This is a genomic window from Sorangium sp. So ce590 (assembly GCF_051521365.1).
Classification (GTDB): domain Bacteria; phylum Myxococcota_A; class Polyangia; order Polyangiales; family Polyangiaceae; genus Sorangium.
This window is the reverse complement of record NZ_CP150346.1, coordinates 9705743-9728982: the sequence shown is the minus strand read 5'-3', so window position 1 is coordinate 9728982 and position 23240 is coordinate 9705743. Positions and strand designations below refer to the sequence as shown.

At 71.0% G+C, this 23240-nt stretch carries 16 protein-coding genes and 2 tRNA genes; 13 read left to right on the top strand and 5 right to left on the bottom strand.

What is annotated here, in order from left to right:
• Positions 1 to 117: 117 nt before the first annotated feature.
• The 8 genes from WMF28_RS36875 to rpsI all read left to right on the top strand — a co-directional run bounded on the left by WMF28_RS36875 (position 118) and on the right by rpsI (position 7416).
• Positions 118 to 558, top strand: a complete 441-nt coding sequence (locus WMF28_RS36875) for an RNA recognition motif domain-containing protein (RefSeq protein ID WP_437598221.1) — start codon at positions 118 to 120, stop codon at positions 556 to 558.
• 171 nt (positions 559 to 729) lie between these two features.
• Entirely contained in the window at positions 730 to 2004 is a 1275-nt protein-coding gene (locus tag WMF28_RS36870) for an MFS transporter (protein ID WP_437598220.1), read from the top strand.
• Positions 2005 to 2062: 58 nt separating this feature from the next.
• Positions 2063 to 3898, top strand: a complete 1836-nt coding sequence (gene glmS, locus WMF28_RS36865; RefSeq protein ID WP_437598219.1) for a glutamine--fructose-6-phosphate transaminase (isomerizing) — start codon at positions 2063 to 2065, stop codon at positions 3896 to 3898.
• Between the two features lie 111 nt (positions 3899 to 4009).
• Entirely contained in the window at positions 4010 to 5821 is a 1812-nt protein-coding gene (locus tag WMF28_RS36860) for an ATP-binding protein (RefSeq protein WP_437598218.1), read from the top strand.
• A gap of 199 nt (positions 5822 to 6020) precedes the next feature.
• Positions 6021 to 6107: transfer RNA gene (locus WMF28_RS36855), tRNA-Ser, on the top strand.
• A 106-nt stretch (positions 6108 to 6213) separates the two neighbouring features.
• Positions 6214 to 6298: transfer RNA gene (locus WMF28_RS36850), tRNA-Ser, on the top strand.
• A gap of 267 nt (positions 6299 to 6565) precedes the next feature.
• The gene (rplM, locus tag WMF28_RS36845) at positions 6566 to 7015 is read left to right on the top strand and encodes a 50S ribosomal protein L13 (protein ID WP_437481539.1); all 450 of its coding nucleotides are present in this window, start codon (positions 6566 to 6568) and stop codon (positions 7013 to 7015) included.
• Between the two features lie 8 nt (positions 7016 to 7023).
• A complete protein-coding gene (gene rpsI, locus WMF28_RS36840; protein WP_437598217.1) occupies positions 7024 to 7416 on the top strand; it encodes a 30S ribosomal protein S9 in 393 nt (130 codons plus the stop codon).
• A 186-nt stretch (positions 7417 to 7602) separates the two neighbouring features.
• Here rpsI and WMF28_RS36835 read toward each other — a convergent pair whose 3' ends face one another.
• Entirely contained in the window at positions 7603 to 9690 is a 2088-nt protein-coding gene (locus WMF28_RS36835; protein ID WP_437598216.1) for a peptidoglycan DD-metalloendopeptidase family protein, read from the bottom strand.
• A 118-nt stretch (positions 9691 to 9808) separates the two neighbouring features.
• Here WMF28_RS36835 and WMF28_RS36830 point away from each other — a divergent pair, with 118 nt between their 5' ends.
• Positions 9809 to 10681: a tetratricopeptide repeat protein gene (locus WMF28_RS36830; RefSeq protein WP_437598215.1), complete on the top strand. Its 873-nt coding sequence runs from the start codon at positions 9809 to 9811 to the stop codon at positions 10679 to 10681.
• Between the two features lie 3 nt (positions 10682 to 10684).
• Positions 10685 to 11941 (top strand): DUF2062 domain-containing protein, encoded by a 1257-nt coding sequence (locus WMF28_RS36825; RefSeq protein ID WP_437598214.1) that lies wholly within the window; start codon positions 10685 to 10687, stop codon positions 11939 to 11941.
• Positions 11942 to 13058: 1117 nt separating this feature from the next.
• Here the strand turns inward: WMF28_RS36825 and WMF28_RS36820 are convergent.
• Together WMF28_RS36820 and WMF28_RS36815 are read right to left on the bottom strand one after the other, a co-directional pair.
• Entirely contained in the window at positions 13059 to 13511 is a 453-nt protein-coding gene (locus tag WMF28_RS36820; protein WP_437575826.1) for a DNA-binding protein, read from the bottom strand.
• Positions 13512 to 15298: 1787 nt separating this feature from the next.
• Positions 15299 to 15604 (bottom strand): hypothetical protein, encoded by a 306-nt coding sequence (locus WMF28_RS36815; protein ID WP_437598213.1) that lies wholly within the window; start codon positions 15602 to 15604, stop codon positions 15299 to 15301.
• Between the two features lie 118 nt (positions 15605 to 15722).
• Here WMF28_RS36815 and uvrC point away from each other — a divergent pair, with 118 nt between their 5' ends.
• The 3 genes from uvrC (at position 15723) to WMF28_RS36800 (ending at position 21389) form a co-directional block, all read left to right on the top strand.
• Positions 15723 to 17984: an excinuclease ABC subunit UvrC gene (gene uvrC / locus WMF28_RS36810; RefSeq protein WP_437598212.1), complete on the top strand. Its 2262-nt coding sequence runs from the start codon at positions 15723 to 15725 to the stop codon at positions 17982 to 17984.
• A gap of 268 nt (positions 17985 to 18252) precedes the next feature.
• Positions 18253 to 19578: a serine/threonine-protein kinase gene (locus WMF28_RS36805; protein ID WP_437598211.1), complete on the top strand. Its 1326-nt coding sequence runs from the start codon at positions 18253 to 18255 to the stop codon at positions 19576 to 19578.
• A 65-nt stretch (positions 19579 to 19643) separates the two neighbouring features.
• Positions 19644 to 21389 (top strand): VanW family protein, encoded by a 1746-nt coding sequence (locus tag WMF28_RS36800; protein WP_437598210.1) that lies wholly within the window; start codon positions 19644 to 19646, stop codon positions 21387 to 21389.
• 58 nt (positions 21390 to 21447) lie between these two features.
• Here the strand turns inward: WMF28_RS36800 and WMF28_RS36795 are convergent, their stop codons facing one another.
• Both WMF28_RS36795 and WMF28_RS36790 read right to left on the bottom strand, forming a co-directional pair.
• Positions 21448 to 22476, bottom strand: a complete 1029-nt coding sequence (locus WMF28_RS36795) for a tryptophan--tRNA ligase (RefSeq protein WP_437598209.1) — start codon at positions 22474 to 22476, stop codon at positions 21448 to 21450.
• Between the two features lie 153 nt (positions 22477 to 22629).
• Positions 22630 to 23163, bottom strand: a complete 534-nt coding sequence (locus WMF28_RS36790) for a putative signal transducing protein (RefSeq protein WP_437598207.1) — start codon at positions 23161 to 23163, stop codon at positions 22630 to 22632.
• Positions 23164 to 23240 lie beyond the last annotated feature (77 nt).

Sequence of the window (23240 nt, the reverse complement as noted above, 5' to 3'; positions counted from 1 at the left end):
CGGGGGCTCCTCCCCAGCGCCGCCCTCCCTCGATCCCCCACGGCTCCATCGGGGCGGCAGGGCATGTTCGGCACCGAAGCTGACGCATCTCGCAGAGCCGTGAAGTGAATCAGTGTCATGGGTACTCGCCTCTACGTTGGTAATCTCCCCTTCTCCGCCACCAAGGCCTCCGTGCAGGCTGCGTTCGCCCAGAGCGGCGAGGTGACGGATGTGCACATCGTGACCGACCGCGAGAGTGGGCAGTCGCGAGGTTTCGGGTTCGTCACGATGGGCACGCCTGAGCAGGCCCAGCAGGCGATCGAGCAGATGAATGGCGCCATGATGGACGGCCGTCCGCTTCGCGTGAACGAGGCGGAGGAGCGGGTCCAGCGCGGCGGTGGTGGCGGCGGCGGCGGTTACGGCGGCGGCGGCGGCGGCGGTTACGGCGGCGGCAGCGGCGGCGGTGGTCGCAGCGGCGGCGGCGGCGGTTACGGCGGCGGCGGCGGCGGCGGTGGTCGCGGCGGCGGCGGTGGTGGTCGCGGCGGCCGTGGCGGTCGCGGCGGCGGCGATCGGTACTGAGTCGAGCTAGGTCGACGTTCACGCGGCGGCGCTTCTCCCGGGAGGCGCCGCCGTTTTCGTTCGCGGGCGGGGGAGCTTGCTCCGCTGCCCTGCGAGCGTCAGAGACCGGCACGCTGAACGCCCTCACGCTCCGGGCGCGGCAGCTGACCGCCGATGCCACCGTCCTTTCCTTTGTCGCTCAAGCCGTCACCGCGGGCGATCTCGCTTTACTACTTCGGCATCTTCGCCGTCCTCGGTGTGTACCTGCCGCTGTTCCCGAGCTGGCTGGAGGGGCGGGGGGTCCGGGGCCTCGCGATGGGGGCGATCGCGGCGACGCTCCCCGCGATGGGCCTCGTCGCGCCGCCGGTGTTCGGCTTCATCGCCGACTCGCTCGGCGTGCGGGTGTGGCTGATCCGTGCGGCCTGCGCCGGTGCTCTCGTCGCCTTCGCGCTGCTCGCGCTGTCGTCGGCGCTCGGCGTTTCACTTGGCTTCGGCGGGCTCTTCGTCGCGGCGCTCGCGTTCGCGTTCTTCCGAGCGCCGATGTTCACGATGGCCGACGTCGTCGCGATCGAGACGTCGCTGAGCTCCGGGATCGCCTACGGTCGGCTCAGGCTCTGGGGATCGATCAGCTTCGCGCTGATGGCGATCGTGAGCGGAGCCCTCGTCGATCCGGCGCGGCCGGCGGCGTTCCCCGTCACGATCGCCGCCGCGCTGCTGGCCGCGTTCGCCATCTCGTGGACCTTGCCAGCGCGCGCCGAGGCGCCCCTTCGGCGGCTCGGCCACCGAGCCGGCGCGGAAGGCGATGCGGGCGCGCCGCGTTCGCCGGCCGCCGGAGGCTCCGTGCGAGAGCGCGCCCGTGCTCTCCTCCAGAGCCGCGACTTCCGCCTGTTCCTCGCGGCGTCGTTCCTGGCCCAGAGCGCGAACTCTTCCTACGACCTCTGCTACACGCTGCACCTGCGCGACGTCGGCTTCCCCGAGTCGCTCGTGGGGGTCGCGTGGGCCGTCGGCGTCGCCGGCGAGATCGCGCTCATGGCGTTCTCCGGCCCGCTGCTCAAGCGCTTCGCGCCGCCCGCGGTGCTCGCCTTCGCCTTCGCGGGCGCCTCGCTCCGCTGGGCGCTGCTCTCGAACGTGCGCTGGTGGCCCGCGCTGCTCGCGATCCAGCCGCTCCATGCGGTCTCCTTCGCCATGATGTGGGTCGCCTCGCTCGCGTACACGCGGGATCGCGCCCCGCCGGAGATCCTCGCCACGGCGCAGGGGCTCTTCTCCGCAAGCGCCGGCGCCGGATCCGTCATCGGAATGCTCACATGGGGCGAACTCTACAAGCGCGGGGGCGGCACCCTCACGTTCGGCATCGCCTCGATCACGGCATTGGTGGCATTCGTCCTGGCTGTGACCTTCGCGCGATCGGCGCGGCGTTCATTGTCAGGGAGCTCAATTTTTTCTGTCAGCTCCCAGGGCCAGGAGTAACGTTACGTTTTCCGCAGCACGCGTAGGCGCGCGCGGGCACTACCTGAACGAGGCGAGCATGTGCGGGATCGTCGGATACGTTGGGTCAAAGAAGGCGGCGCCGATCATCGTCGAAGGGCTGCGCAAGCTGGAGTATCGGGGCTACGACTCGGCCGGCATTGCCATTCATGACGGCAAGGGCATCGAGATCGTCCGGACGCTCGGCAAGCTGGTCAAGCTCAGCGAGGCGCTCGAGAAGCGGACCCTCGACGGCACCACGGGCATCGGCCACACGCGGTGGGCGACGCACGGCCGCCCGAGCGAGGTGAACGCCCACCCGCACTCCGCGGGCCCGGTGGCCGTCGTTCACAACGGCATCATCGAGAACCACGTGGCCATCCGGCAGCAGCTGGAGAGCCAGGGGGTCAAGTTCCTCTCCGACACGGACACCGAGATCGTCGCTCACCTCGTCCACCGCGAGCTCCAGAAGGGCGCGAAGTCGCTCTTCGAGGCCGTGCGCGGGGCGCTCCGGCAGGTCCACGGCGCCTACGCGATCGCGGTCGTCTCGCGCGAGCAGCCCGACGTCATCGTCGCCGCCCGGTATGGCTCGCCGCTCGTCGTCGGCGTCGGCGAGAGCGAGATGCTGTGCGGCAGCGACATCCCCGCGCTGCTCGCGCACACCCGCGACATGATCTTCCTCGAGGACGGCGACATCGTCGAGCTGCGCGCGGACGGCGTCCGCATCGAGACCGTGGCCGGGAGCGACAAGGTCGAGCGGCGCGTGAAGCGCATCGACTGGAGCCCCGTCCAGGCGGAGCGCGGCGGCTACAAGCACTTCATGCTGAAGGAGATCCATGAGCAGCCGGACGTCGTCGAGGCGACGCTGCGCGGCAGGATCGATCTCGTCGCCGGCGACGTGCACGCGACCGAGATGGGCGTCACGCCCGAGTTCGCGAGGGAGCTGCGCCGGGTCTACATCGTCGCCTGCGGCACGAGCCACCACGCCGGCATCGCCGGCCGCTACTGGATCGAGCAGGTCGCCAGGGTCCCCACGGTGGTCGAGCTCGCGAGCGAGGTCCGCTACCGCGAGCCGATCTTCTTCCCCGACGATCTCGTGATCGCGATCAGCCAGTCGGGCGAGACCGCCGACACGATCGCGGCCCTCAAGGCGGCCAAGGCGCAGGGCGCCAAGGTGCTGGCGCTCTGCAACGTGCTCGACAGCGCGATCCCGCGCCTCTCCGACGGTGCGCTCTACACGCACGCGGGCCCCGAGATCGGCGTCGCCTCGACCAAGGCCTTCACCACGCAGCTCGCCGCGCTGCTCCTGCTCGCGGTCTACCTCGGTCGCCGCCGCGAGTCGCTCTCCGCGGAGCGCGGGCGCGAGATCCTCCAGGCCCTCTGGGAGATCCCGAGCCACATGCGCGAGGTGCTCGGCGACGCCGACTACGTGCACGCGATCGCGAAGCGCCTCGTCCACGCGAAGGACGTCCTCTTCCTCGGGCGCGGCCTCGGCTTCCCCATCGCGCTCGAGGGCGCGCTCAAGCTCAAGGAGATCTCGTACGCCCACGCGGAGGGCTACGCGGCCGGCGAGATGAAGCACGGGCCGATCGCGCTCATCGACGAGGCGCTCCCCGTCATCGTCGTCTGCCCGCGCGACGCGCACTACGACAAGACCTTCTCCAACCTGCAGGAGGTCCGGGCGCGCGAGGGGCAGGTCGTCGCCATCGCCACCAAGGGCGACGAGGCGATCCTCGAGATCGCGCAGCACCACGTCTGGATCCCCAAGGTGCCGGACGAGGTGGGGCCGCTCCTCACGGTGCTCCCGCTCCAGCTCATCGCCTATTACGTCGCCAACCTGAAGGGCAACGACGTCGACCAGCCGCGCAACCTCGCGAAGACGGTCACGGTCGAGTAGCGGCTCCCCCGCGGCGGGCTTGCTCCGGCGTCGCGGGCGGCCCTCCTGAGCGGCGCGGGCGCCCCGCGCCCCGCCTGCGCGCCGGTCCGGGGCCGCGGCTATGCTGCGCGCATGCGCATCCCCGGCAGAACGGAGCGGCGGGTCGTCGCGGCCATCCTCGTGACCGCGCTCATCCCGCTCGTCGCCAGCATCGTGATCGCCAGGACGGTGATCGCGCGGGTGTCGGCGACGGCGTTCCAGCCCGAGTTCGGCGTCCACCTGGACAGGGCGCTCGGCGTGTACGCCGAGCTGGCCGCCGCCATCAAGCAGGGCATGCGCTCCGAGGCCGAGGCGATCGCCGCGGCGGACCCGCTGCGCCGGAGCGCCTTCGCCGGAGACGCGGAGCTCCTCGCGGACGAGCTCGCGCGCATCGTCGCGGCCCACGCCACGCTGGTCTCCCTCCGCGTCGAGCGCTGCGGCGGCGAGCTCGTCAGCGCGCGGGAGCGCGGCCGACCGGTAGATCCGGCGCACGAGAAGACGCTCACGGTCCGGAAGGCGATCGAGCGCGCTTCCGGCCGCCCCGGCGTGCCCGCCGAGCCCGCGCCCGAGGACGGCGAGTGCGACGGCGACGCGACGACGCTCGTCGCGACGTTCGCCGCGCCGAGCGCCCGCTTCGACGAGCTCGAGTCGGCGCAGGCGTTCGCGCAGGCGTACCACGCCCTCGAGCGCGAGCACCGGAAGGAGTACCTCGACGAGAGCTACGGCGATGCCTTCGCCGCGCTCCTCGGCGCGACGATCGTCCTCGCCGTCCTCGCCGGCGTGCTCGTGGCGCGCCCCGTGGCCGACCGCATCGCGCGGCTCGCCGCGGCGACCCGGCCCGTCGCCGAGGGCGATCTCTCGGTGCGCGTGGCGCTCCAGGGCAACGACGAGGTCGCCGACCTCGGCCGCGCCTTCGACCGCATGCTCGAGGAGCTCGAGGGCAGCCGCGCGAGGATCGAGTTCCTCAAGCGCATGGGCGAGTGGCAGAAGATGGCGCGGCACCTCGCGCACGAGATCAAGAACCCGCTGACGCCCATCCAGCTCGCCGTCGAGGAGTGTCACCGCCGCTATGCGGGCAGCGACCCGGCCTACCAGCGCCTGCTCCAGACCACGCTCGAGGTCGTCGAGGAGGAGGTCGGCACGCTGCGCCGGCTCGTCGGCGAGTTCTCCAATTTCGCGCGGCTCCCGCAGGCCGAGCTCGAGCCGTCGGATCTCGCGGAGTTCCTGCGGGAGCAAGGTGAGCGCTTCGCGGCGGTCGAGGAGGCGGGGCGTGAGCACGCCTCGGACGAGGCGCTGCTCGGGCGCGTCGATCTCGAGTTTGACGTGCCGGACGCCCCGATGCCGGCCGCGCTCGATCGGGAGATGCTCCGGCGCGCCCTCGGCAACATCGTGCGCAACGCGGCGCAGGCGCTGCGCGACGCGCAGCGTGCGGCGCCGCGCGGAGGCGCTGCAGAGCGCGCCCTGTGGGGCAGGGTCCGTGTCTCGGCGCGGGGCGAGGGGCAGAGCCACATGATCGCGATCGACGACGACGGCCCGGGCATCGATCCCGCCGTGCGCGACTCGGTCTTCGATCCCTACGTCACGACGCGGTACGACGGCACCGGGCTCGGCCTGAGCATCGTGAAGAAGATCGTCGTCGACCACGGCGGCACCATCGACGTGCTCGACTCCCCGTTCGGGGGCGCGCGCTTCGTCATCCGGCTCCCGCGCGCAGGCACACCCGCGGCGCGCGCCGCGCAGAGGGCCGAGGGCGAGGGCGGACCGCGCTCGACCTCACGCGCGGCGGGCGAACCCGGGAGCCCGGCGGCGCTCGGGCGCGACGTCTTCTCCGAGGGCGATCGCGAGGTGGCCGCAGGGAGCGCCGGCCCGGCGCGACCCGCCGCTGGCGATGGCGGCGGCGCCTAGCGGGGCGGGGGGTCGAGCGCCCTCCACGAGAGCCATCTGCGCGATGTTGATCATCACGGAGGAGGCGCCGAGCTACGCGCGCCCAGGAGCTCGGGCCGGGCTGCCGGCGGGAGGCCCCGGCAGCGAAAGCGCGCCTCCGGACCGGCCGGTTGTCAGGAGATACTTGACCAGCCGGCCCCACTTTGCCATGTTCGCCCGCGGAGAGGTGACCGAGAGGCCGAAGGTGCCTGATTCGAAATCAGGTGTACCCGCAAGGGTACCGCGGGTTCGAATCCCGCTCTCTCCGCTACGCTTGGCTGCTTGCCACCCGTTGAACCAGGTGGGCTCTGACCGCCCGCTCACGCGCGGGTGGCGCCGGTCCGGCAGAGGCGGGGCGCGTCGAGGAAGTATCGGGAGAGGTGACCGAGTGGTCGAAGGTGCACGACTGGAAATCGTGTGTACGGCAACGTACCGCGGGTTCGAATCCCGCCCTCTCCGCCGAGCTGAACAGTCTGTCGACTCCTGATGGTGAGCTCCTCCGAAACGAGCCCGCAGGAAATCCTCGAAAGCGCGAGCCGGCGCGAGCGCTCGTGCGACCAGAACGTCGCCAGAACGTCGGATCGACGCGCTTGATCGACCCCCGCCAGACGATGACGATGACGACGAGGGCCCCACGATAGGACCCGAGACGCTTGACAGGCGGAGGGCCGCCTTGTAGAAGTTGCGCCCGTTTTTGGCAGGCGCCCTTCCGGAGTTTTTCGCCCAATGAATCCTCAGCCCAAGTCCTTTTCCGCCAAGCCTGCGGAGGCCCGCAACGAGCGTACGTGGTGGGTGATCGACGCGGAAGGCAAGCCCCTCGGCCGCCTTGCTAGCCGCATCGCCACGGTGCTTCGCGGCAAGAACAAGCCGACGTTCACCCCGCACGTCGACACCGGCGACTTCGTGATCGTCGTGAACGCCAAGAAGGTCCTTCTGACGGGTCGCAAGCTCCAGCAGAAGAACTACGTTCGGCACAGCGGCGCGCCTGGCGGGTTCCGCTCCGAGGCGTACGGTCATCTGCTCGAGCGCAAGCCGGAGCTCCCCATCCAGAAGGCCGTGAAGGGCATGCTCCCGAAGAACGTGCTCGGACGTGAGCTCATCACCAAGCTCAAGGTCTACGCCGGTCCCGATCACCCCCACGCGGCGCAGAAGCCGCAGCCCCTTAGCTACAGCTGAGCAAAGCCATGACGGAAACGAGAACGTACGCCACTGGGAAGCGTAAGACCGCGGTCGCGCGCGTCTTCCTCTCGCCGGGCACCGGCACCATCAAGGTCAACAAGAGGCCCGCCGACGAGTACTTCGTCCGCGAGACCTCGCGGATGGTGATGCGGCAGTCGCTGGAACTGCTGGAGGTGCTCGAGCAGTTCGACGTGAACGCGACCGTCGTCGGCGGCGGCCACAGCGCCCAGGCCGAGGCGATGCGGCACGGCATCGCGCGCGCCCTCTGCGAGCTCGATCCGGAGCGCAGGCCGTCGCTCAAGCGCGCGGGCTTCCTCACGCGCGACGCGCGCAAGAAGGAGCGCAAGAAGTACGGCCAGCCCGGCGCCCGAAAGCGCTTCCAGTACTCGAAGCGGTAGCAGGCCCAGGTCGCCGCTCCTCAGGGCGGACGCCATGGCAAACACATCGAGGACGCGAGGGCTCATCCCTCGGCGTCCTCGATGTTTTTGTCTGTCGGCCACCCGAGGACGTCGAGGACGCGAGGGCTCGTCCCGGCATCCTCGTACTTCTGTTCTCTCCGAGCGGACCTCTCGGCCCGCCCGGTGTCACATCGTCTCCGGCGGGTTCTTGAGATCGGGGCCTTGGATGAGCTCGCCCTCGCCCTCGTCGTCGCCGGCGCCTTCGGGCGGCTTCGCTTCCGGCTCGGTCGGCCCGCTCGGCCCGACCTCGGGCGCCGCGGAGGCCGTGGCCTCGCTGCCGGCGGCCGCGGGCGGCGGAGGGCTCGGCTCCGCGGCCTCCGGCTTCACCGGCTCGGGCGGCGGCTCGGGCAGCGGGATGGCGTCGAGCCGCTTGTCGAGGGCCTCCTTCGCCGCGGCGAACGCCGCGCGATCGACGCCGGGCATCACGCGCTCGCCGTCGAGCTGGAGCGTCTCGGCGTCGAAGTACTTGCCGTCCTTCTTCGCGCTGAAGTGAAGGTGCGGGCCCGTCGAGCGGCCCGTCGAGCCCACGTACCCGACGAGCTGGTGGGTGCCCACCTTCGTGCCGACCTTGATGCCGGGGGCATACCTCGACAGGTGGGCGTAACCGGTGCTGATGCCGTTCGGATGCAGGACGGTGACGAGGTTGCCGCTCGGTCCCGCGGGGCCGACCCACTCGACGACGCCGCGGTACGCCGAGTACACCGGCGTTCCCGTCGGCGCGCCGAAGTCCGTCCCGTTGTGGGGCATGGGCCTATGCAGCACCGGGTGCATCCGCTTCGGGTTGAACTTCGACGTCACGGGCGCGCCCGGGACCGGCGCGCGCCAGCCGCCCGCGTACGGCTGCCGGCCGCGCTCATCGAAGTAGCCGCGGGCTTCCTGCCCCTTGAAATCGTAGATGCGCAGCGGCTTCTCGGCGGGGTCCGCTGGCCGGTACTCGAGCGCAATCATCTTCTTGTACCGGGAGAACATCCCGAGCGCCGTCTCTTCCATGGCGATCAGCCGGACGGTGCTCCCTTCCTCGAAGCCCTCCGTCGACATGCGCCCGCTCAGCGCGTCGTCGATCTCGTCGAGCACGCCCGGCTCCAGGCCGCCCGCCTGGTACGCGCTCGTGAGATCCTTCCCCACGTAGAAGGCGGCGATGACCTCCTCCTCGGCGATCTTCATGTCGAGCGTGGCGCCCGAGAGCAGCCCGGCCGCGCCCTCTCTCGCCTGATAGATCTCGCTCGCCGAGACCTCGTACTCGAAGGCGCGGACGCGGCGCGTGGAGCGGTCCATCGCGGCCGTGAACCGGTCCTTGCGGCCGCATTTGTCGAACTTCCGCAGCCCCTCGAAGGCCTTCATGATCCGGTAGATCTGCGCCTTCGGCACGCCCTTCTCGCCGAGGGCCGTGATGAACGACCGGCGATCCATCACGTCGCTCGCCAGGATCACGGACGGATCCTTCGCGAGCTCGGAGATCCGCCACGGGCCAGGCAGCGGGGTGCGCTTCTTGGCCTTCACCTCGGGTGCGGCGGAGCGCCTGGCGGCCTCTTCCGTACCTGCGGCCGAGCCCGCCGGGCTCCCTGCGACCAGCGCGCGCTCGTCGCGCACCGGGACGCTCTGGATCAACAGCGCGATGAGCGAGGTGAGCGTCGCGAGGCCGAAGATGCCGCCGAAGACCGCGGTCATGCGCGGCGAGAGGTGTGGCCCCGGGGGCGGCCGGCTGAGGCCGGCGGGCAGGCGTGGGCCGTCGGCCATGCCGGGTCCCGCATAGGGGCCACCGTCCACGAGCGACGGCCGCGAGGGATGCTGTCGCGGATCGCTGCCGCGCGACCATTGCGCCGCGCCGCGCCCGCGAGAAGAAGGAGGAGGAAGCTGCCCCCACGTCGGCGCCGCGCGCGCGCGCAGATCGCCGCCGCGCGACCAGGGCGCGGCCGGAGCGCTCTCGCCCCGGCGATGGCTCGACAGCGGCGCGGCCAGCGGAGGCGTCGCAGGCCTGCTGGATGCGTCCAGCGCGTCGTCCGTCACGTCCTCGGCCGCGCTGCCGCGCTCGAGGTCCGCGCGCGGCGCGCCCAGCGGGGCGGCGGCGCCGGGCTCTGCGCGCGGCGCGTCCAGCGGGGCGGCGGCGCCGGGCCCCTCCGTGCTGCCGGCGGCTCCGTTCCGCTCCTCGGAGCGGTCCGCGGCGTCCGGCGCTCCGGAGGCCTCCAGCGGGTTCTGGGGTACTGCACTCGGCACGCCGACGTCCGTACCAAGGCATCGACGGGGTTGCAACCGCGCGACCACCCGGATAGCGCAAGGGTTGCGCGGAAGACCCGACCGCACCGTACGCTGGTCGCGTAAGCTGGCGGGCCTCATGGACGACCGGCTGAAGCAGCTTCTGGTTCTCGGCAGGGAGCACTACGAGCGGCGCGAGTACGATCTCGCCGAGCACGCCCTGAGGCAGATCCTCGAGAAGACCGACCGCTTCGCGGACGTCTTCAACATGCTCGGCGTCATCCTCCACGAGCGCGGGGATTTCCTCGCTGCCGAGGCCCACTTCGAGCGCGCGGTGCAGCTGAACGAGCACTACACCGAGGCGCTGCTGAACCTCGCTGTCACGTACAACGACCTCGGCAAATACGAAGCGGCGCGACAGGTCTACTCCCGTATCCGGCGCGGCGAGGGGGACGGCGGCGTCCTCGACCCGTTCGCGCGCGGCAAGATCGCCAACATGCACGCCGATCTCGCGCAGGCCTACGCCGACGCGGGCTGCGCGCAGGAAGCGATCGCCGAGCTGAAGCGGGCCGTGGCCCTGTGCCCGACATTCGTCGATCTCCAGCTGCGCCTCGGGACGATGTACCGCGACGCCGGCGATCTGCCGCTCGCCCGCGAGCACTACGCCGCGGCGCGCGACGCGAACCCGAAGTACGCGCCTGCGCGCGTGCTGCTCGGGGTCGCGCTGCACTCCCTCGGCGCGTCCGAGCACGCGATCGCCGAGTGGCGCGAGGCGCTCGCGATCGAGCCCGACAACAAGACGGCGAGGATGTACCTTCGCATGGTGGAGGCGCAGCGGAGCGGGCGCACCGGCGACGCTGTGTCGCGCGACTCATCGCGGACCACCACGAGGGGCGGCTCCTGGGATGCGCTCGACGAGGCGACCCCCACGGAGGTGAGCGACCTCCTGTCCACGATGACGGCCGATGCAGCGGAGGAGACGGATCACCCTGCACCGGAAGGCAAACCCTGAGCGTTGGCGAAATACTCTCTGCTCCGCGAGGAGGCGCGCCGCGCGTGGCGTGAGCTCCGTGGCAGCGAGCTGTCAGCCGGCCGGACGGCCGTGGCGGTGGCGATCGGCCTGTTCATCGGATCGCAGCCGATCTTCGGCTGCCACACGCCGCTCGTCCTCCTCCTCTGCCTGTGGTTCCGTCTGGACGCAGCGATTGCCTGGGTCGCTGCGAACATCTCCAACCCCTTGTTCGCGCCAGCGCTGCTCACGGCCGAGGTCCAGGTCGGGGCGTACCTCCGCACCGGTCGCTGGCTGCGCTTTCATGAGAAGATGAGCTGGGCGCAAGCACTGTCCGAGTTCCCCGAGCACATGTTCCTCGGCGCCCCCGTGGTCGGGCTCGCGCTCGCCGCGCTCGGCGGCGGCCTGGTCTTCGCGCTCGTCGCGCTGAAGCGGCGCCGCGCGCCCTCGCTGCAGCGCGGCGGGATGGAGCCGTATCGGCTCCCCGACGACGCGCCGCCGTGGGTTCACGCGGTCGAGCGCGTCGCCGCGCGGTACAGCCCGCCGGAGGGCGCCACGCCGGGGCAGCGCACCCGGTTTCACTATGTCCGCTTCAAGCTGCTCGGCGATCCTGTCGCGCGGCTGATTGCCGACATCGCCGGCGACCGCCCGGTCGCGCTGGGAGAGGTCCTCGATATCGGGACCGGGGCTGGCCAGCTGCCGATTCTCCTGCTCGAGCTGGGCAGGGCCGCGCGCGCGCGTGGGTTCGACTGGGACCGAGCCAAGATAGAGGACGCCCGCCGCGCGGCCGGCGGGAACCCGGGCGCGCCTCTGCCGCGATCGTCCGAGCTGCCCGGCTCGTCCGGCGAGCAGCGCTCTCTCCACGCCGCCCCCCCGCTGGCCGCTGAGTTCTGGTGTGCGGACGCGCGCGAGGCCGAGCTGGGAGACGCAGACACCGTGCTGCTCATCGACCTGCTCCACTACTTCCGCGTCGAGGAGCAGGACGCGATCCTGAGACGGGCGGCGGCCGCAGTTCGCCCGGGAGGGCGCCTGCTCGTCCGCGAGGCGGACACCGAGCGCGGCCTGAGGAGCTCGATCACGCTCCTCGAGGAGCGCATCTTCACTGCGCTTCGGTTCAACCGCGGCGAGCGTGTGCGCTTCCGCCCTGCCCGGGAGATCGTGGCGCTCCTCGAGCAGCTCGGCTTCTCGTGCGAGACGAGGCCCGCCTGGGGGAAAACGCCGTTCTCGAATGTCCTCATCGTCGGGACCCGGGCCGAGCGCTGAGCTCAAGTCGCGCTTCGCGCCGAGATCTCTTCATGCACCTCCGGCGCGGCGCCCTCGGCGGTGTCACCGGAACGCCCGATCCAGCGTGCAGGCTCGGCCAGGTGGATTGCCTGTCGATCGAGCACCACCGAGGGTGAGACGAGCACCGCCGATGATCAGACGAGCACGCGGATGGTCAGAACCTGTCCAGCGCGGTGGCGGTTTGCTTTCTCCGGTTCTCTCCGCTCATGAGCCGACGTATCCGCGGAACGACTCCCCGGTGGCACAGACCATGCTTGATCCGAGGGGGCCTGGCTGTACCCCCCGGCTGTCCGCGTTCCTTCGTGATCAACAGAGGTCGAGTGCACCCAAGGGTCCCTCCTTGCCGGACGCTGGGCTCGCTCACGTTGCAAGTTCGCAATATCCGCCTGGGGCATCCTGCTCAGATGTCTGTGAAAGTGCGTTGGACGCCAGCCCGTTTCGGGACGCGGTGTTGCCTCGAGCGCGCAACCGTCGGCCTGCGACGGGACACCCGGAGGAGGCAGAGCGGGCCAGGCGCTCACAGCGGCGGCGCTCGCGCGCTGCGCCGATCGTGCTCTGCCAGCTTGGCAATCCTGACCACCCCACCGCGCCTGGCGGCTAGATGTGGTGGTCCATCGATGTCACCCCACGACATGTTGGGGGCTTCGCGGTGACGTGACGTGATGCTGCCCGCCTTCCCGTGCCCACGACAGGAGCACGGGCATGGCGGCTCGGCGGCAACCCGGCGTCCTGGGCGCCGGAGCGAGCCTGGGCGCACAGCGGCTGTCGGGCGCAGCCCCCCGCGTCGTGTCGCCGGGCGGATCCGTTCAGCAGCGGTCGGGCGGGATCTGACAGCCCGCGCGCGCGGATGTCTCCACCGCGCGCGCGGGATTCTCCACGGTGTTACGCGGAGAGACCATTGCTGGGGGAGCTTTTCTGAGGAAGTTCCAGAGGCGTGTACGGCTGCGGAGCTTGCTCCGCCCCGATGTACGGCGTCTCCGTGGCTGCCTGGACAGCTCCTGGCTTGCCACGATTTCCCCTGCTGGGCCTGGGGGAAGGCTGGACGTCGACCTCGGTTGGCTTGGCCGGACCCGCCCGGAGCGCGTTGCGGCCAGCTTTAGCGGGAAAAGTACTTCGTCGCCCGCTTCTCGCCTTTCGACGTGATCTTCTTCTCGACGAGCAGCTTCCGAATCGGAAGGGTCAGCTCCTTCGTGGTGGTGCCCAGATCCTTCGCGATCTGCTCCACGCCCTGGCCGCTGTTGGCCCGGATGTGCTCCAGGACCTTCTGCGTCATGGCGGCGAGCTCTTCCTTCGAGCGCTTCTCGCCCTTCTTGCGGGTGGGCTTCGCGGCGCGAGCGGGGCGCCCCGCCGCCTTCTTGACCTCCGCAGGCGCCGGAGGAGCGGCCTTGGCCCGACCTGCTTTGCGCGGCGCGGCGGCGGCAGCGGCCGGCTGGCCCTCCCCCCGCAAGGCGTCGGCGACAGCCTCGAGAGCCGCTTTGCGGACAAGTCCGCTCAGCTGAGAGACGAATGCATCAACGTGGCTTTTGATCTCGGTTTCGACGTTGCTCATTGGATCTCGCGTCCCATGAATAGCTAGAGTTGTCAACTGCTGAACAGCACCGTGCTTGAAAATAATTCGAGAGGTGTCCCCTCAACGTGCGTCGGGAACCCACGCTCGCGAGCTCCCCGTCCGGTCATGGGGTGCTGGGACGACCGGTCGAGCCGGACTCCAGCCACCACGTCTCCCTGGTGGCTTCGCTCCGCGAAGCCAAGCCTGGTGGCTTCGCGGGAGCGGGGCGAAGCCCGGTGGCACCGCTCCGCGAAGCCAGGCTCTGCCCAAACCCAGGAGGGGTGCGATGGACAGCGCCGTGCTCCTCTCTGCGCCGCGCAGCGGCCTCTCTTGCTGCCGCGCGCCGCGCGCCGCGCGCCGCGGGCAGCCCCCGAGCCGCGTGGAGCCAGCGACATTCCCACGAAGATTGGCTTTCCTGTGCTCCGGACACAAGCGACCCACCGCGCAGCAGGCGAAGCGGGCGCCTGACCGAGGGAGCGCGGAGGAGCCTGACCCCCCGGGTGAGCCGCCCTCGATGAGGCAACGTGTCATGGACGAGGCCGCCGTTCCAGCCCACCCCTGTGCGCTGGACCGGAGGTCTTTCATTTCTGCATTCCGCTCGGCCCCGGCGGCGTGTCTGTATGCCCGAGCTCTCGTCTCCGGGCCGAGCTGCTCTCCGGGATCGACCGCAACGTGTCGGCCACCGATCCGCCCTCCGGGGCTGTCGACGTCATGAGGGCTACCCCACCCACCTGCCAGGACATCCCCCTGGCCGATCGACGCGACGGCCCGAGGCGTATGCGCCCACCCATGTTGCTGGCCGAAGGCCACCTCGCCTTGGGTCTGGCTGCGTCTTTTTGCGGCTGTGCTGGAGCTGCCCAGCCTCCGGTCGTGTCTCCCAAATCGCTCGCCGCGCCCGCGCCCCGGTCGCCGCCCCGGCAAGCCGGAAGTCTGCCCGCGGGAGGTCACGAGGCCGCCGCTCCTGCTCAGCCGCTCATCCTGATTCAGGCGGTGACACTCGTGCTGGGCACCAGGGTGACGCTCGCCCGCGGCTCGCCCCCCCGAGCCGAGGCAGAGCGCGGCACCGCCGCCGCCGGGGGCGACATCGATCCCCCGAGCGGGGCGGCGGTGATGGACGCTGGTGGACAGTTCGTCACTCCTCGGCTGTTCGATGCACTCCCACCTCGGGGGCCACCCGACACCAGGCGCAGCGGCGCACCTGGACGGCAGCGGACGGGAACCAGAGGTGGGGCCGGTGGCGTCGCAGGCTCAGTCCGCCGATGCCTTCTGGCCACAGGACCCGGGAATCGAACGGGCAGTCGCTGGTGGTGTTACGACCATACAAGTCCTTTCGGGTTCAGGCAACCTGATTAGATGGTGCGCGGTAACGATGGAGCTCCGGCCGGGCATCGGCCCCTCCCAGATGCTCCCCAGATGGTCCCCAGACGCGCGTCACCGTGGCGCCCGGCGGGCTGAAAGTGGCTTGCGGGGAGAACCCGAAGCGCAGCTACGGCGAGGACAAGCGGGCACCGTGGGCCGGCCTGGGCAACCTCACTCTCCAGCGGGCGGCCTTTCTCAAGGCCAAAAAGCTCCAGACGGACTGGGCGCGATGGCGCGAGGAGGAGTCGCGCCGGATTGCGACCGAGGCGAAGACGCCGTCGCCCGCGAGGGCACGAAGCACGAACGCGCGACACCGCAGACCTCCTCCTGCGAAGATCTTGCCGCTCGGTCCACTGGCCGATCGACGGCGTGTCTCGCGTCGAGCCGGGCGCGGTGAGGCATCACCGCTGTCGTCTCCGCCGCCCGTCCTACGGCGGTGGCGAGACAACCGAGGGCCGCGCCACCGTGATCAGGAAGGCGTCGACGCCGGCGCGCGCGGGCAGCGCACCACGCCGCCGGGCGCCGCGAGCGTGCCCCAGACGAAGCGGCGCATTCGCTGCGCCGAGCCTCTCGCCGCGCTCACGCGAGTCGAGCGCGACGAGCTCGGCGGTGTGACTGTCGCGCAGGCCACCGCGCATCCACCGCTCGCGCCGTTCGCCGTTCGAGCGGCCGGCGTGAGATCTCGACCGGGGCGTTCCGTCTCTTCCGCCGCGGCGAGCGGTGCCGCGCTGCATGACGGCGTTTCCGAGATGTAAAGGAGAACCGGCGCGGACCGCGACGCCCCCCTGTGACGGAAGGGCCGTGATCGGAGCGCTTGCTGCCGGCGCGCGCGACTTCTAGATCGTTCCGGCCGTGGTCAACCCGAGCGCCAAGCAGGATCCCGAAGCCCTCCTCGCAGCCAAGCTCGCCTCGCTCCCGACGAAGCCTGGCTGCTATCTGTTCATCGACAAGACGGGCGCCGTCGTCTACGTCGGCAAGGCGAAGAGCCTGCGCTCGCGCGTCCGCAGCTACTTTCAGGAGAGCGGGAGCGACGCCCGGTACTTCATCCCGATACTCCGGAAGATCGTGGCCGATCTGGAGACGGTGGTGACCGCCACCGAGAAGGAGGCGGCCGTACTGGAGAACGAGCTCGTCAAGCAGCACAAGCCGCGGTTCAACGTCAAGCTGCGTGACGACAAGGACTTCCTCTGCCTCAAGCTCGACACGCAGAAGGAGTGGCCGATGCTCGAGACGGTCCGCCGTCCCGCCCCGGACAAGGCCCGCTATTTCGGCCCGTACCACTCGGCGACGAGCGCGCGGCGGACGCTCCACCTGGTCAACAAGCACTTCCAGCTCCGCACCTGCTCCGATGCCGAGATGGCGTCGCGCCGGCGCCCCTGCCTGCAGTACCAGATCAAGCGTTGCCTCGCGCCGTGCGTGATGGATGTGGACCGGGAGCTCTATACGGAGATGGTCCGCTCGGTCGCGCTCTTCCTCGAGGGGCGCCATGACGAGCTCACGGGCGAGCTCACCGCGCGAATGCGGGACGCGTCGCGGGAGCTCGAGTTCGAGCGCGCCGCCATCTACCGCGATCAGCTCCGGGCGGTCGAGACGGTGCGGGAAGCGCAGCGCGTCGTCTACGTGAAGGACGTCGATCAAGACGTGGTGGGCCTCTACCGCGAGGGGACGCTCGTGGAGGTCGAAGTGATCATGGTGCGCCAGGGGCGCGTGACAGACACGCTGTCCTTCTCGCTCCGCAACATGGAGCTGCCGGACGACGAGGTGCTCGGCGGCTTCCTGAACGAGTACTATGGCGTCGCGTCCACCATGATCCCCGATGAGGTCCTCGTGCCCGTGTTGCCCGACGGCGCGGAGGGCGTCGCGGAGTGGCTCGGCGATCGGCGCGGCCGCAAGGTGACGCTCTTCGTGCCTCAGCGCGGGCCCCGCGCCGATCTGCTCAAGATGGCGAGCGAGAACGCAGCTCACGCGTTCCGCGAGAAGCAGAGGAGCTCCGACGATCTCGAGGCCCGGCTCGAGGAGCTCAGGGAGCGCCTCCGCCTCCCGACGCTCCCGCGTCGCATCGAGTGCTGCGACATCTCGCATCTCGGCGGCGGCGACACCGTGGGATCGATCGTGGCGCTCCTCGACGGTCAGCCCGACAAGAAGCGCTACCGCACCTTCAACGTGAAGAGCGTGGCCGACGGCGACGACTACGCCGCGATGTACGAGGTGCTCGCGCGACGCTTCCGCCGCGGCAAGGCCGCTCGGCCGGCGAGCCCGCCGGCCCTCGCAGACGCCGTGGCCGGAGACTCCGATGTCGCCGCGCCCGGCGCCTCCGAGGCGGCCGCGAGCGACGTGATCGACGGCGACGTGACGGAGGACGTGACCGAGAACGATGCGCCCGAGGGCGATGTGACCGAGAACGAACGGCCCGAGGGCGATGAGACCGACGGCGACGCGGCCGAAGAGACGAGCGGCCCGGTGAGCGCGGGCGACGCTCCGCCGGAGACGGAATCTGCGCAGGTGTTCGCGGAGCGGCAGACGGCCGGCCCGGGCAGCGAGGCGCCGAAGAGCGCGCAGTCCGGCGGAGCCGAGTGGGATTTGCCGGACCTGCTCGTCGTCGACGGCGGGCGCGGCCAGCTCCAGGTCGCGCTGTCGGCGGCGCGCGATCTCGGCCTGCACGACCTACCGATCGTCGGTCTCGCGAAGGAGCGCGAGACGCAGGCCGGCGAGAAGCTCGTCGACCGCGTCTACCTGCCTGGTCAGAAGAACGGTATCCCGCTCCGCTCCACGAGCTCGGCCCTCTTCTTCCTGGCGCGGGCGCGCGACGAGGCGCACCGCTTCGCCAACCACGCACGCAAGCGGCTCGGCAAAGCGCGGCGCCTCCGCTCCGAGATCGAGGACATCCCAGGGCTCGGCAGCCCGGTGAGGACGGCGCTCCTCCGGGAGCTCGGTTCCCTGGAGGGCGTGCGCCGCGCGACCGACGCTCAGATCCTGGCGGTCACCGGCGTCACAAAGCGCCACCTGTCCGCGCTGCGCAAGGTCATCCCGTCTCCCGAGGCCCCGCCGCCCGCCGCGCCGGCGCCGGTCGAGGACGGCGGCGATCCCGACAAGGATCCGGCGCTCACCCGGTGAGCGCAGGCGGGCCCGCTCTGCGATGCACCGTGTAAAGATCACGCTGCGACCGAACAGCGTTCCGGGTTGAGCGCCAAGGCGTTCTCTGCGACGATCCGAGCAACGGGCGCCCGGCTTCGCTCCGGGCGCACGCTGTCGATCCTCGAGCAAGAACACCACCTGGCACACCGAGCGCTTCTCGCGGACCCGACCTCATGGAGGCCGCGCTCGGGGGCTCCATTCCCGGCGGGGACTGCCTCGTTCCGGGGTTACGCGGCACGTGAGCACCATGGGAGAAGTACGCGCTGGCCACACGCTCGGTCGGTATGAGCTCCTCGTTCCTATTGCGCTCGGGGGCATGGCCTCGGTGTGGGCCGCTCGGACGAGCGGTCAGCTCCCGAGGATCGTCGCCGTCAAGCTGCTGCGCGCCGAGCTGAGCGACGACCCCGACTTCGAGGCGATGTTCCTGGACGAGGCCACGCTGGTCTCGCAGATCCACCACCCGAACGTCGCAGAGACCATCGATGTGGGCGAGGAGGACGGCGTCCTCTATCAGGTGATGGAGCTCATCGACGGCGAGCCGCTCAACCTGGTTCTCCGCGAGAGCAAGGCGCGCGGCGGCGTCCCGCTCCCCGTCGCGCTCCGCATCGTGGGCGAGGCGGCCCTCGGCCTGCACGCGGCGCACGAGCTGCGCGGCCGCGACGGCAAGCTCGTCGGCCTCGTTCACCGCGACGTCTCGCCGCAAAACGTCCTGGTCGGCTACGACGGGTCGGTGAAGATCCTCGACTTCGGCGTCGCCAAGGCCGCCTCGAACCTGCAGCGAACCAAGGTCGGCCAGGTGAAGGGCAAGTACGCGTACATGTCGCCGGAGCAGGCGGGCAGCGAGCCCATCGATCGGCGCACCGACGTCTTCACGCTCGGGATCGTCTTCTATCAGCTCGTGACGGGCAAGCACCCCTTCCTCGCCGAGAACGAGCCTGCGACGGTGCGCCGCATCTGCGACAAGACCGCCGCCGAGCCGCCGCGCACCCTCGTCCCTTCGCTCCCGGAGGACGTCGGGCGCATCGTCATGAAGGCGCTCGCGAAGCCGAGGGACGAGCGCTTCGCCACGATGGCCGAGCTGCGCCGCGCCATCGAGCAGGTGTCGCTCGCGATGCCCCTCGCCACGTCGGACGAGCTCGCCGCGCTGATGCAGCAGCGGCTCGGCCCGCGCGGCGAGCGCCGGCGCGCCGCGATCCAGGAGGCCATGCAGATCGCGCGCGAGCGCCCGATCGGGCTCGACGATCCGCCCCCGCAGTCGAGCTCGCCAGAGGCCGTCGACCCTCCCGGGCGCGCGATCGTGGAGCGCGGCGCGAGCGGGCCACCGAGCTCTCCGCCGCCCGACGGGCGCGCTCGGCGCTGGCTCGTGCCCGTGGCCTCCGTCGCCCTCGCGGTCCTCGTGGCGCTCGCGGGCGCGTACCTCCTGCGGTCGTCGCCCGGCCCCCGCGCGTCGCACGGGCGGGGCGGTCTGATCGTGCCTAGCGCGGGCTCCATCGAGGCGCCGGTCCTCAGGGCCGCCCGCGCCGCGTCGAAGGCGCTGCGCGGGCGCGCCCCCGGGGAGCGCGCTGCCCCGTAGCGGCCCGCCGGCGGCGGCGTTTCCTTGACGGGTCGGGGATGGCTTTCCAAGATGGCCTCCCTCCCATGGATCTTCGCCGCTCGCCGGAGCTCTGGCGGTTCGCCGCGCTTGTGGCGATCTTCGTCACGAGCGGCCTGGTCATCACCTACCTCGTGCTGCCGCCGCCGGCGGACGACGGCCCGAAGCCTCCGCCGGTCCTCCGCGTGGCGCAGGTGCCGGTGCCGGCGGGCGGCGACGTCGTGGCCAACGCGCTCGACCTCGTGCGCCGCTACGCCACAGGGGAGATCCGGATCGTGCTCCCCGACGGCTCCGCGCGCGCGCTCCGCCGCAACGACCTCGGCGTCGAGATCAACCGGGTCCGCCTCGCCGAGTTCGTCCGCGAGGCGCTCCGCCCGGCGAGCGCGCTCCGCCGCGCGCACGAGCGCGACGACGAGGACGCGCCGCTCGACATCCCGATCCCGCTCCTCCTCGACTCCGAGCGGGCGATCGGCAAGCTGCTCGATCTGAAGGTCGAGCTCGATTCGCCGGCGGTCGACGCCTATGTCGACCTGGAGTCGAAGCAGCTCAGGCCCGAGAAGATCGGGTATCGGCTGGACGTCTACGGCACGCTCGCGCGGATCGACGCCGCCCTCCGGGCGGGCGAGGACACGGCGCAGGCCAGCGTCGAGACGATCGCGCCGAAGCTCGTCGCGGAGCAGCTCGGCAACGTCAAATTCGACCAGGTGCTCGGCTACTTCGAGACGCGCTACGCGACCGGGGCGAGGTCCAAGGAGAGGACGTATAACCTCCGGCTCGCCGCCTCGAAGCTCGATGGGGTGGTCGTCCTGCCGGGGGAGATCTTCGACTTCAACGAGACGGTCGGCCCGCGCGACGAGGCGCACGGGTACCGCGTCGCTCCGGTCATCGCCCAGGGGGAGCTCGTCGACGGGCTCGGCGGCGGGACCTGCCAGATCTCGGGCACGCTCCACGGCGCCGCGTTCTTCGCGGGGCTCGAGATCGTCGAGCGCTATCCGCACTCCCGTCCGAGCTACTACATCAAGCTCGGCCTCGACGCGACCGTCGTCTATCCGACGATCAACTATCGCTTCAGGAACCCGTTCGACTTCCCGGTCGTGCTCCACCAGACGGTCGCCGGCGGCGTCGTGCGCGCCGAGATCCTCGGCCCCTCGCGCAAGCTCACGGTCACGTACTTTCGCCGCGTCGACGCGGTCGTCCCGTTCGAGGAGCTGGAGCGCCCGGCGCCGAAGCTGCCTGAGGGGACACGGGTGCTCGCCCAGCGCGGCATCCCCGGCTTCAGGACGACGAGCTCGCGGGTCGTCCGCGACGGCGCGTATGGGGTGCGGGAGAAGTGGAGCGACAGCTACCCGCCGACCACGCAGATCGTCCATGTCGGGAGCGGCCCGCGCGACCCGGCGGTCAAGGTGGCCGACGACAATCACCCCGAGTACGTGGCGGACGAGTACCTCGTCGTCACGCAGGGCCCGGACGTCCGCACGCCCGGCGTGACCGGCCCCGAGCCGGGCGGCGGCACCGTCGAGAGCCGCGAGCCGGGGCTCACCGGCGAGCGCGGCTGGACCGAGCGCGCGGGGATCGGCACCTTCCGCGCGAAGGGGGATGACCGCGAAGGCGGCCGCGCGCGGGGTGAAGACGCCCCGCCCGCCGAGGGCACCGCCATCATGCAGGCCACGAGCGAGCCCGCGTCCGAGAGCAAAGCGGCGAGAGAAGCCCGAGGCCAGAAGGACCCGGCGGGCGACGAGGCGAAGAGCGGCAAGAGCAAGAAGCGGCAGAAGAAGAAGGGCGACGACGGCTGAGCGACCGGCGCCTGCCTGGCGCCGGCGGCGGCGGTCGGCGCCGGGCAGGCGCCGGCCTTCAGCGCGCGCCGACCGCCCGGCGTATCTCCTGAAGGGTCGCGCTCGCGATCTGCCGCGCGCGCACCGCGCCCTCCGCGAGCAGGGCGTCGACGCCCGCCGTGTCGGCCATGAGCTCGGCGTAGCGCCGCCGCGGCTCCTCCAGCGCGCGGTTCAGCACCTCGAACACGGCCTCTTTCGCCTCGCCCCAGCCGATGCCGCTCCGGTAGCGGCCCCGGAGCGCCTCCGTCTCTTCCGGCGTCGCGAACTCCCGGTAGAGGTGGAACAGCGGCGACGCGTCCGGATCCTTCGGCTCGCTCGGGGGCGACGAGTCCGTCTTGTACTTGAAGATCGTCTTGCGCAGCTTCTCCGGCGGCAGGAAGAGCGAGATGGTGTTGTCGTAGCTCTTGCTCATCTTGCGGCCGTCGAGGCCCGGGATCACCGCGGTGTCGGCGCTGATGCGCGCCGCGGGCAGGACCAGGGTCGGGCCGTAGAGCGCGTTGAACCGCTGCGCGATGTCACGGGCGATCTCGATGTGCTGGACCTGGTCCTTGCCCACGGGCACGACATTCGTCTTGAACAGGAGGATGTCGGCCGCCATCAGCACCGGATAGCTATAGAGGCCCATGTTGATCCCGGCGTCGAGGTCGTCCATGTCCTCCACGTTCGCGGCGCTCGACGCTCCGGCGCGGGACTCGATGTTCCTGGCGACAGCGGCCTTGTAGGCGTGCGCGCGGTTCATGAGCCCCTTCGCGGTGAAGCAGGAGAGGATCCAGGTGAGCTCGAAGATCTCCGGGATGTCGGATTGCCGGTAAAAGATGACCTTCTCGGGGTCGAGGCCGAGCGCGAGCCATGTCACGGCAACCTCGTGGACCAGGCCGCGGAGCTTCTGCGCGTCGTGGATGGCGTTGAGCGCGTGGTAGTCCGCGACGAAGTAGAGCGCGTTCGATGCGGTCCCTGCGAGCGCGAGCGCCGGCTTGATCGCCCCCACGAAGTTGCCGAGGTGTGGCGTTCCGGTGGGCTTGATGCCGGTGAGGACGGTGCTTGCCATGGTTCTCGTGTTCCTCTGAGGGAGCCCATTACGAGCTCTCGGCGGGTGATGCTAGTGCTGCGTGCCAGAAATCCCGCCATGGATTTCTGGGCGTCGCGTCACGGTGGCAGGCGCGGGCACCCGGGCGCCGCGTCGCGGACGCTGCCCGACACACTAGCCCTTCGAGCGCCGCACGGCCCCGCCGCGCGGAGCGCGGTAGGGGCTTCCGCGCTTCGGCGCAGCTGCCTCCGGGGCCCAGTAGGCGTGGCATTTGCGGCAGTGCCACCGCTTCTTCAGGACGAGGAGCGGCAACCCGAGCAGCGCGATGAGGGCGACGATCTGACCCGGGGCCCACTCGCGGTAAGCGTAGCGCGCTCCGCACGCCGGGCACCTCGGCCCATCGAGCTCGGCCACCTCGTCGTCCTCGTCGAGCTCGCGATCGTCATCGACGGGCGGCGGCGGCTTCAGGATCTCGGCTGCTCGCTCCAGCTCCGCGCGCGGCACCTGGAGCCGGATGCCGAGGGACCTGCCGATATAATGAGGGGTCAGCGTCGCCGCGTGCTCATCGGCGAGGAAGGCGCGGATGCCATGAGCGGACAGGGCCGAGCGTCCCATCTGCGCCTCGACGGACTCGCTGTACGTCGCCACCGTGACGAGCTGCTCGGAGCCGGCCGGGGCGCGGCTCCGCGGCCGATCGAAGGAGCGCACCCGGCAAGGGTAGCATCCGCCCACGGCGCAGCGTGTACGGCTGCCGGTTTTCGTGCCACGGTGGGCGGAGGTGGACC

What these genes read in the sequence shown, in the direction of transcription:
- WMF28_RS36875 (WP_437598221.1), top strand. Translation starts at nt 118, where the DNA reads ATGGGTACTCGCCTCTACGTTGGTAATCTCCCCTTCTCCGCCACCAAG.
- glmS (WP_437598219.1), top strand. Translation starts at nt 2,063, where the DNA reads ATGTGCGGGATCGTCGGATACGTTGGGTCAAAGAAGGCGGCGCCGATC.
- WMF28_RS36860 (WP_437598218.1), top strand. Translation starts at nt 4,010, where the DNA reads ATGCGCATCCCCGGCAGAACGGAGCGGCGGGTCGTCGCGGCCATCCTC.
- rplM (WP_437481539.1), top strand. Translation starts at nt 6,566, where the DNA reads ATGAATCCTCAGCCCAAGTCCTTTTCCGCCAAGCCTGCGGAGGCCCGC.
- rpsI (WP_437598217.1), top strand. Translation starts at nt 7,024, where the DNA reads ATGACGGAAACGAGAACGTACGCCACTGGGAAGCGTAAGACCGCGGTC.
- WMF28_RS36830 (WP_437598215.1), top strand. Translation starts at nt 9,809, where the DNA reads ATGGACGACCGGCTGAAGCAGCTTCTGGTTCTCGGCAGGGAGCACTAC.
- WMF28_RS36820 (WP_437575826.1), bottom strand. Translation starts at nt 13,511, where the DNA reads ATGAGCAACGTCGAAACCGAGATCAAAAGCCACGTTGATGCATTCGTC.
- WMF28_RS36815 (WP_437598213.1), bottom strand. Translation starts at nt 15,604, where the DNA reads ATGCAGCGCGGCACCGCTCGCCGCGGCGGAAGAGACGGAACGCCCCGG.
- WMF28_RS36805 (WP_437598211.1), top strand. Translation starts at nt 18,253, where the DNA reads ATGGGAGAAGTACGCGCTGGCCACACGCTCGGTCGGTATGAGCTCCTC.
- WMF28_RS36800 (WP_437598210.1), top strand. Translation starts at nt 19,644, where the DNA reads ATGGATCTTCGCCGCTCGCCGGAGCTCTGGCGGTTCGCCGCGCTTGTG.
- WMF28_RS36795 (WP_437598209.1), bottom strand. Translation starts at nt 22,476, where the DNA reads ATGGCAAGCACCGTCCTCACCGGCATCAAGCCCACCGGAACGCCACAC.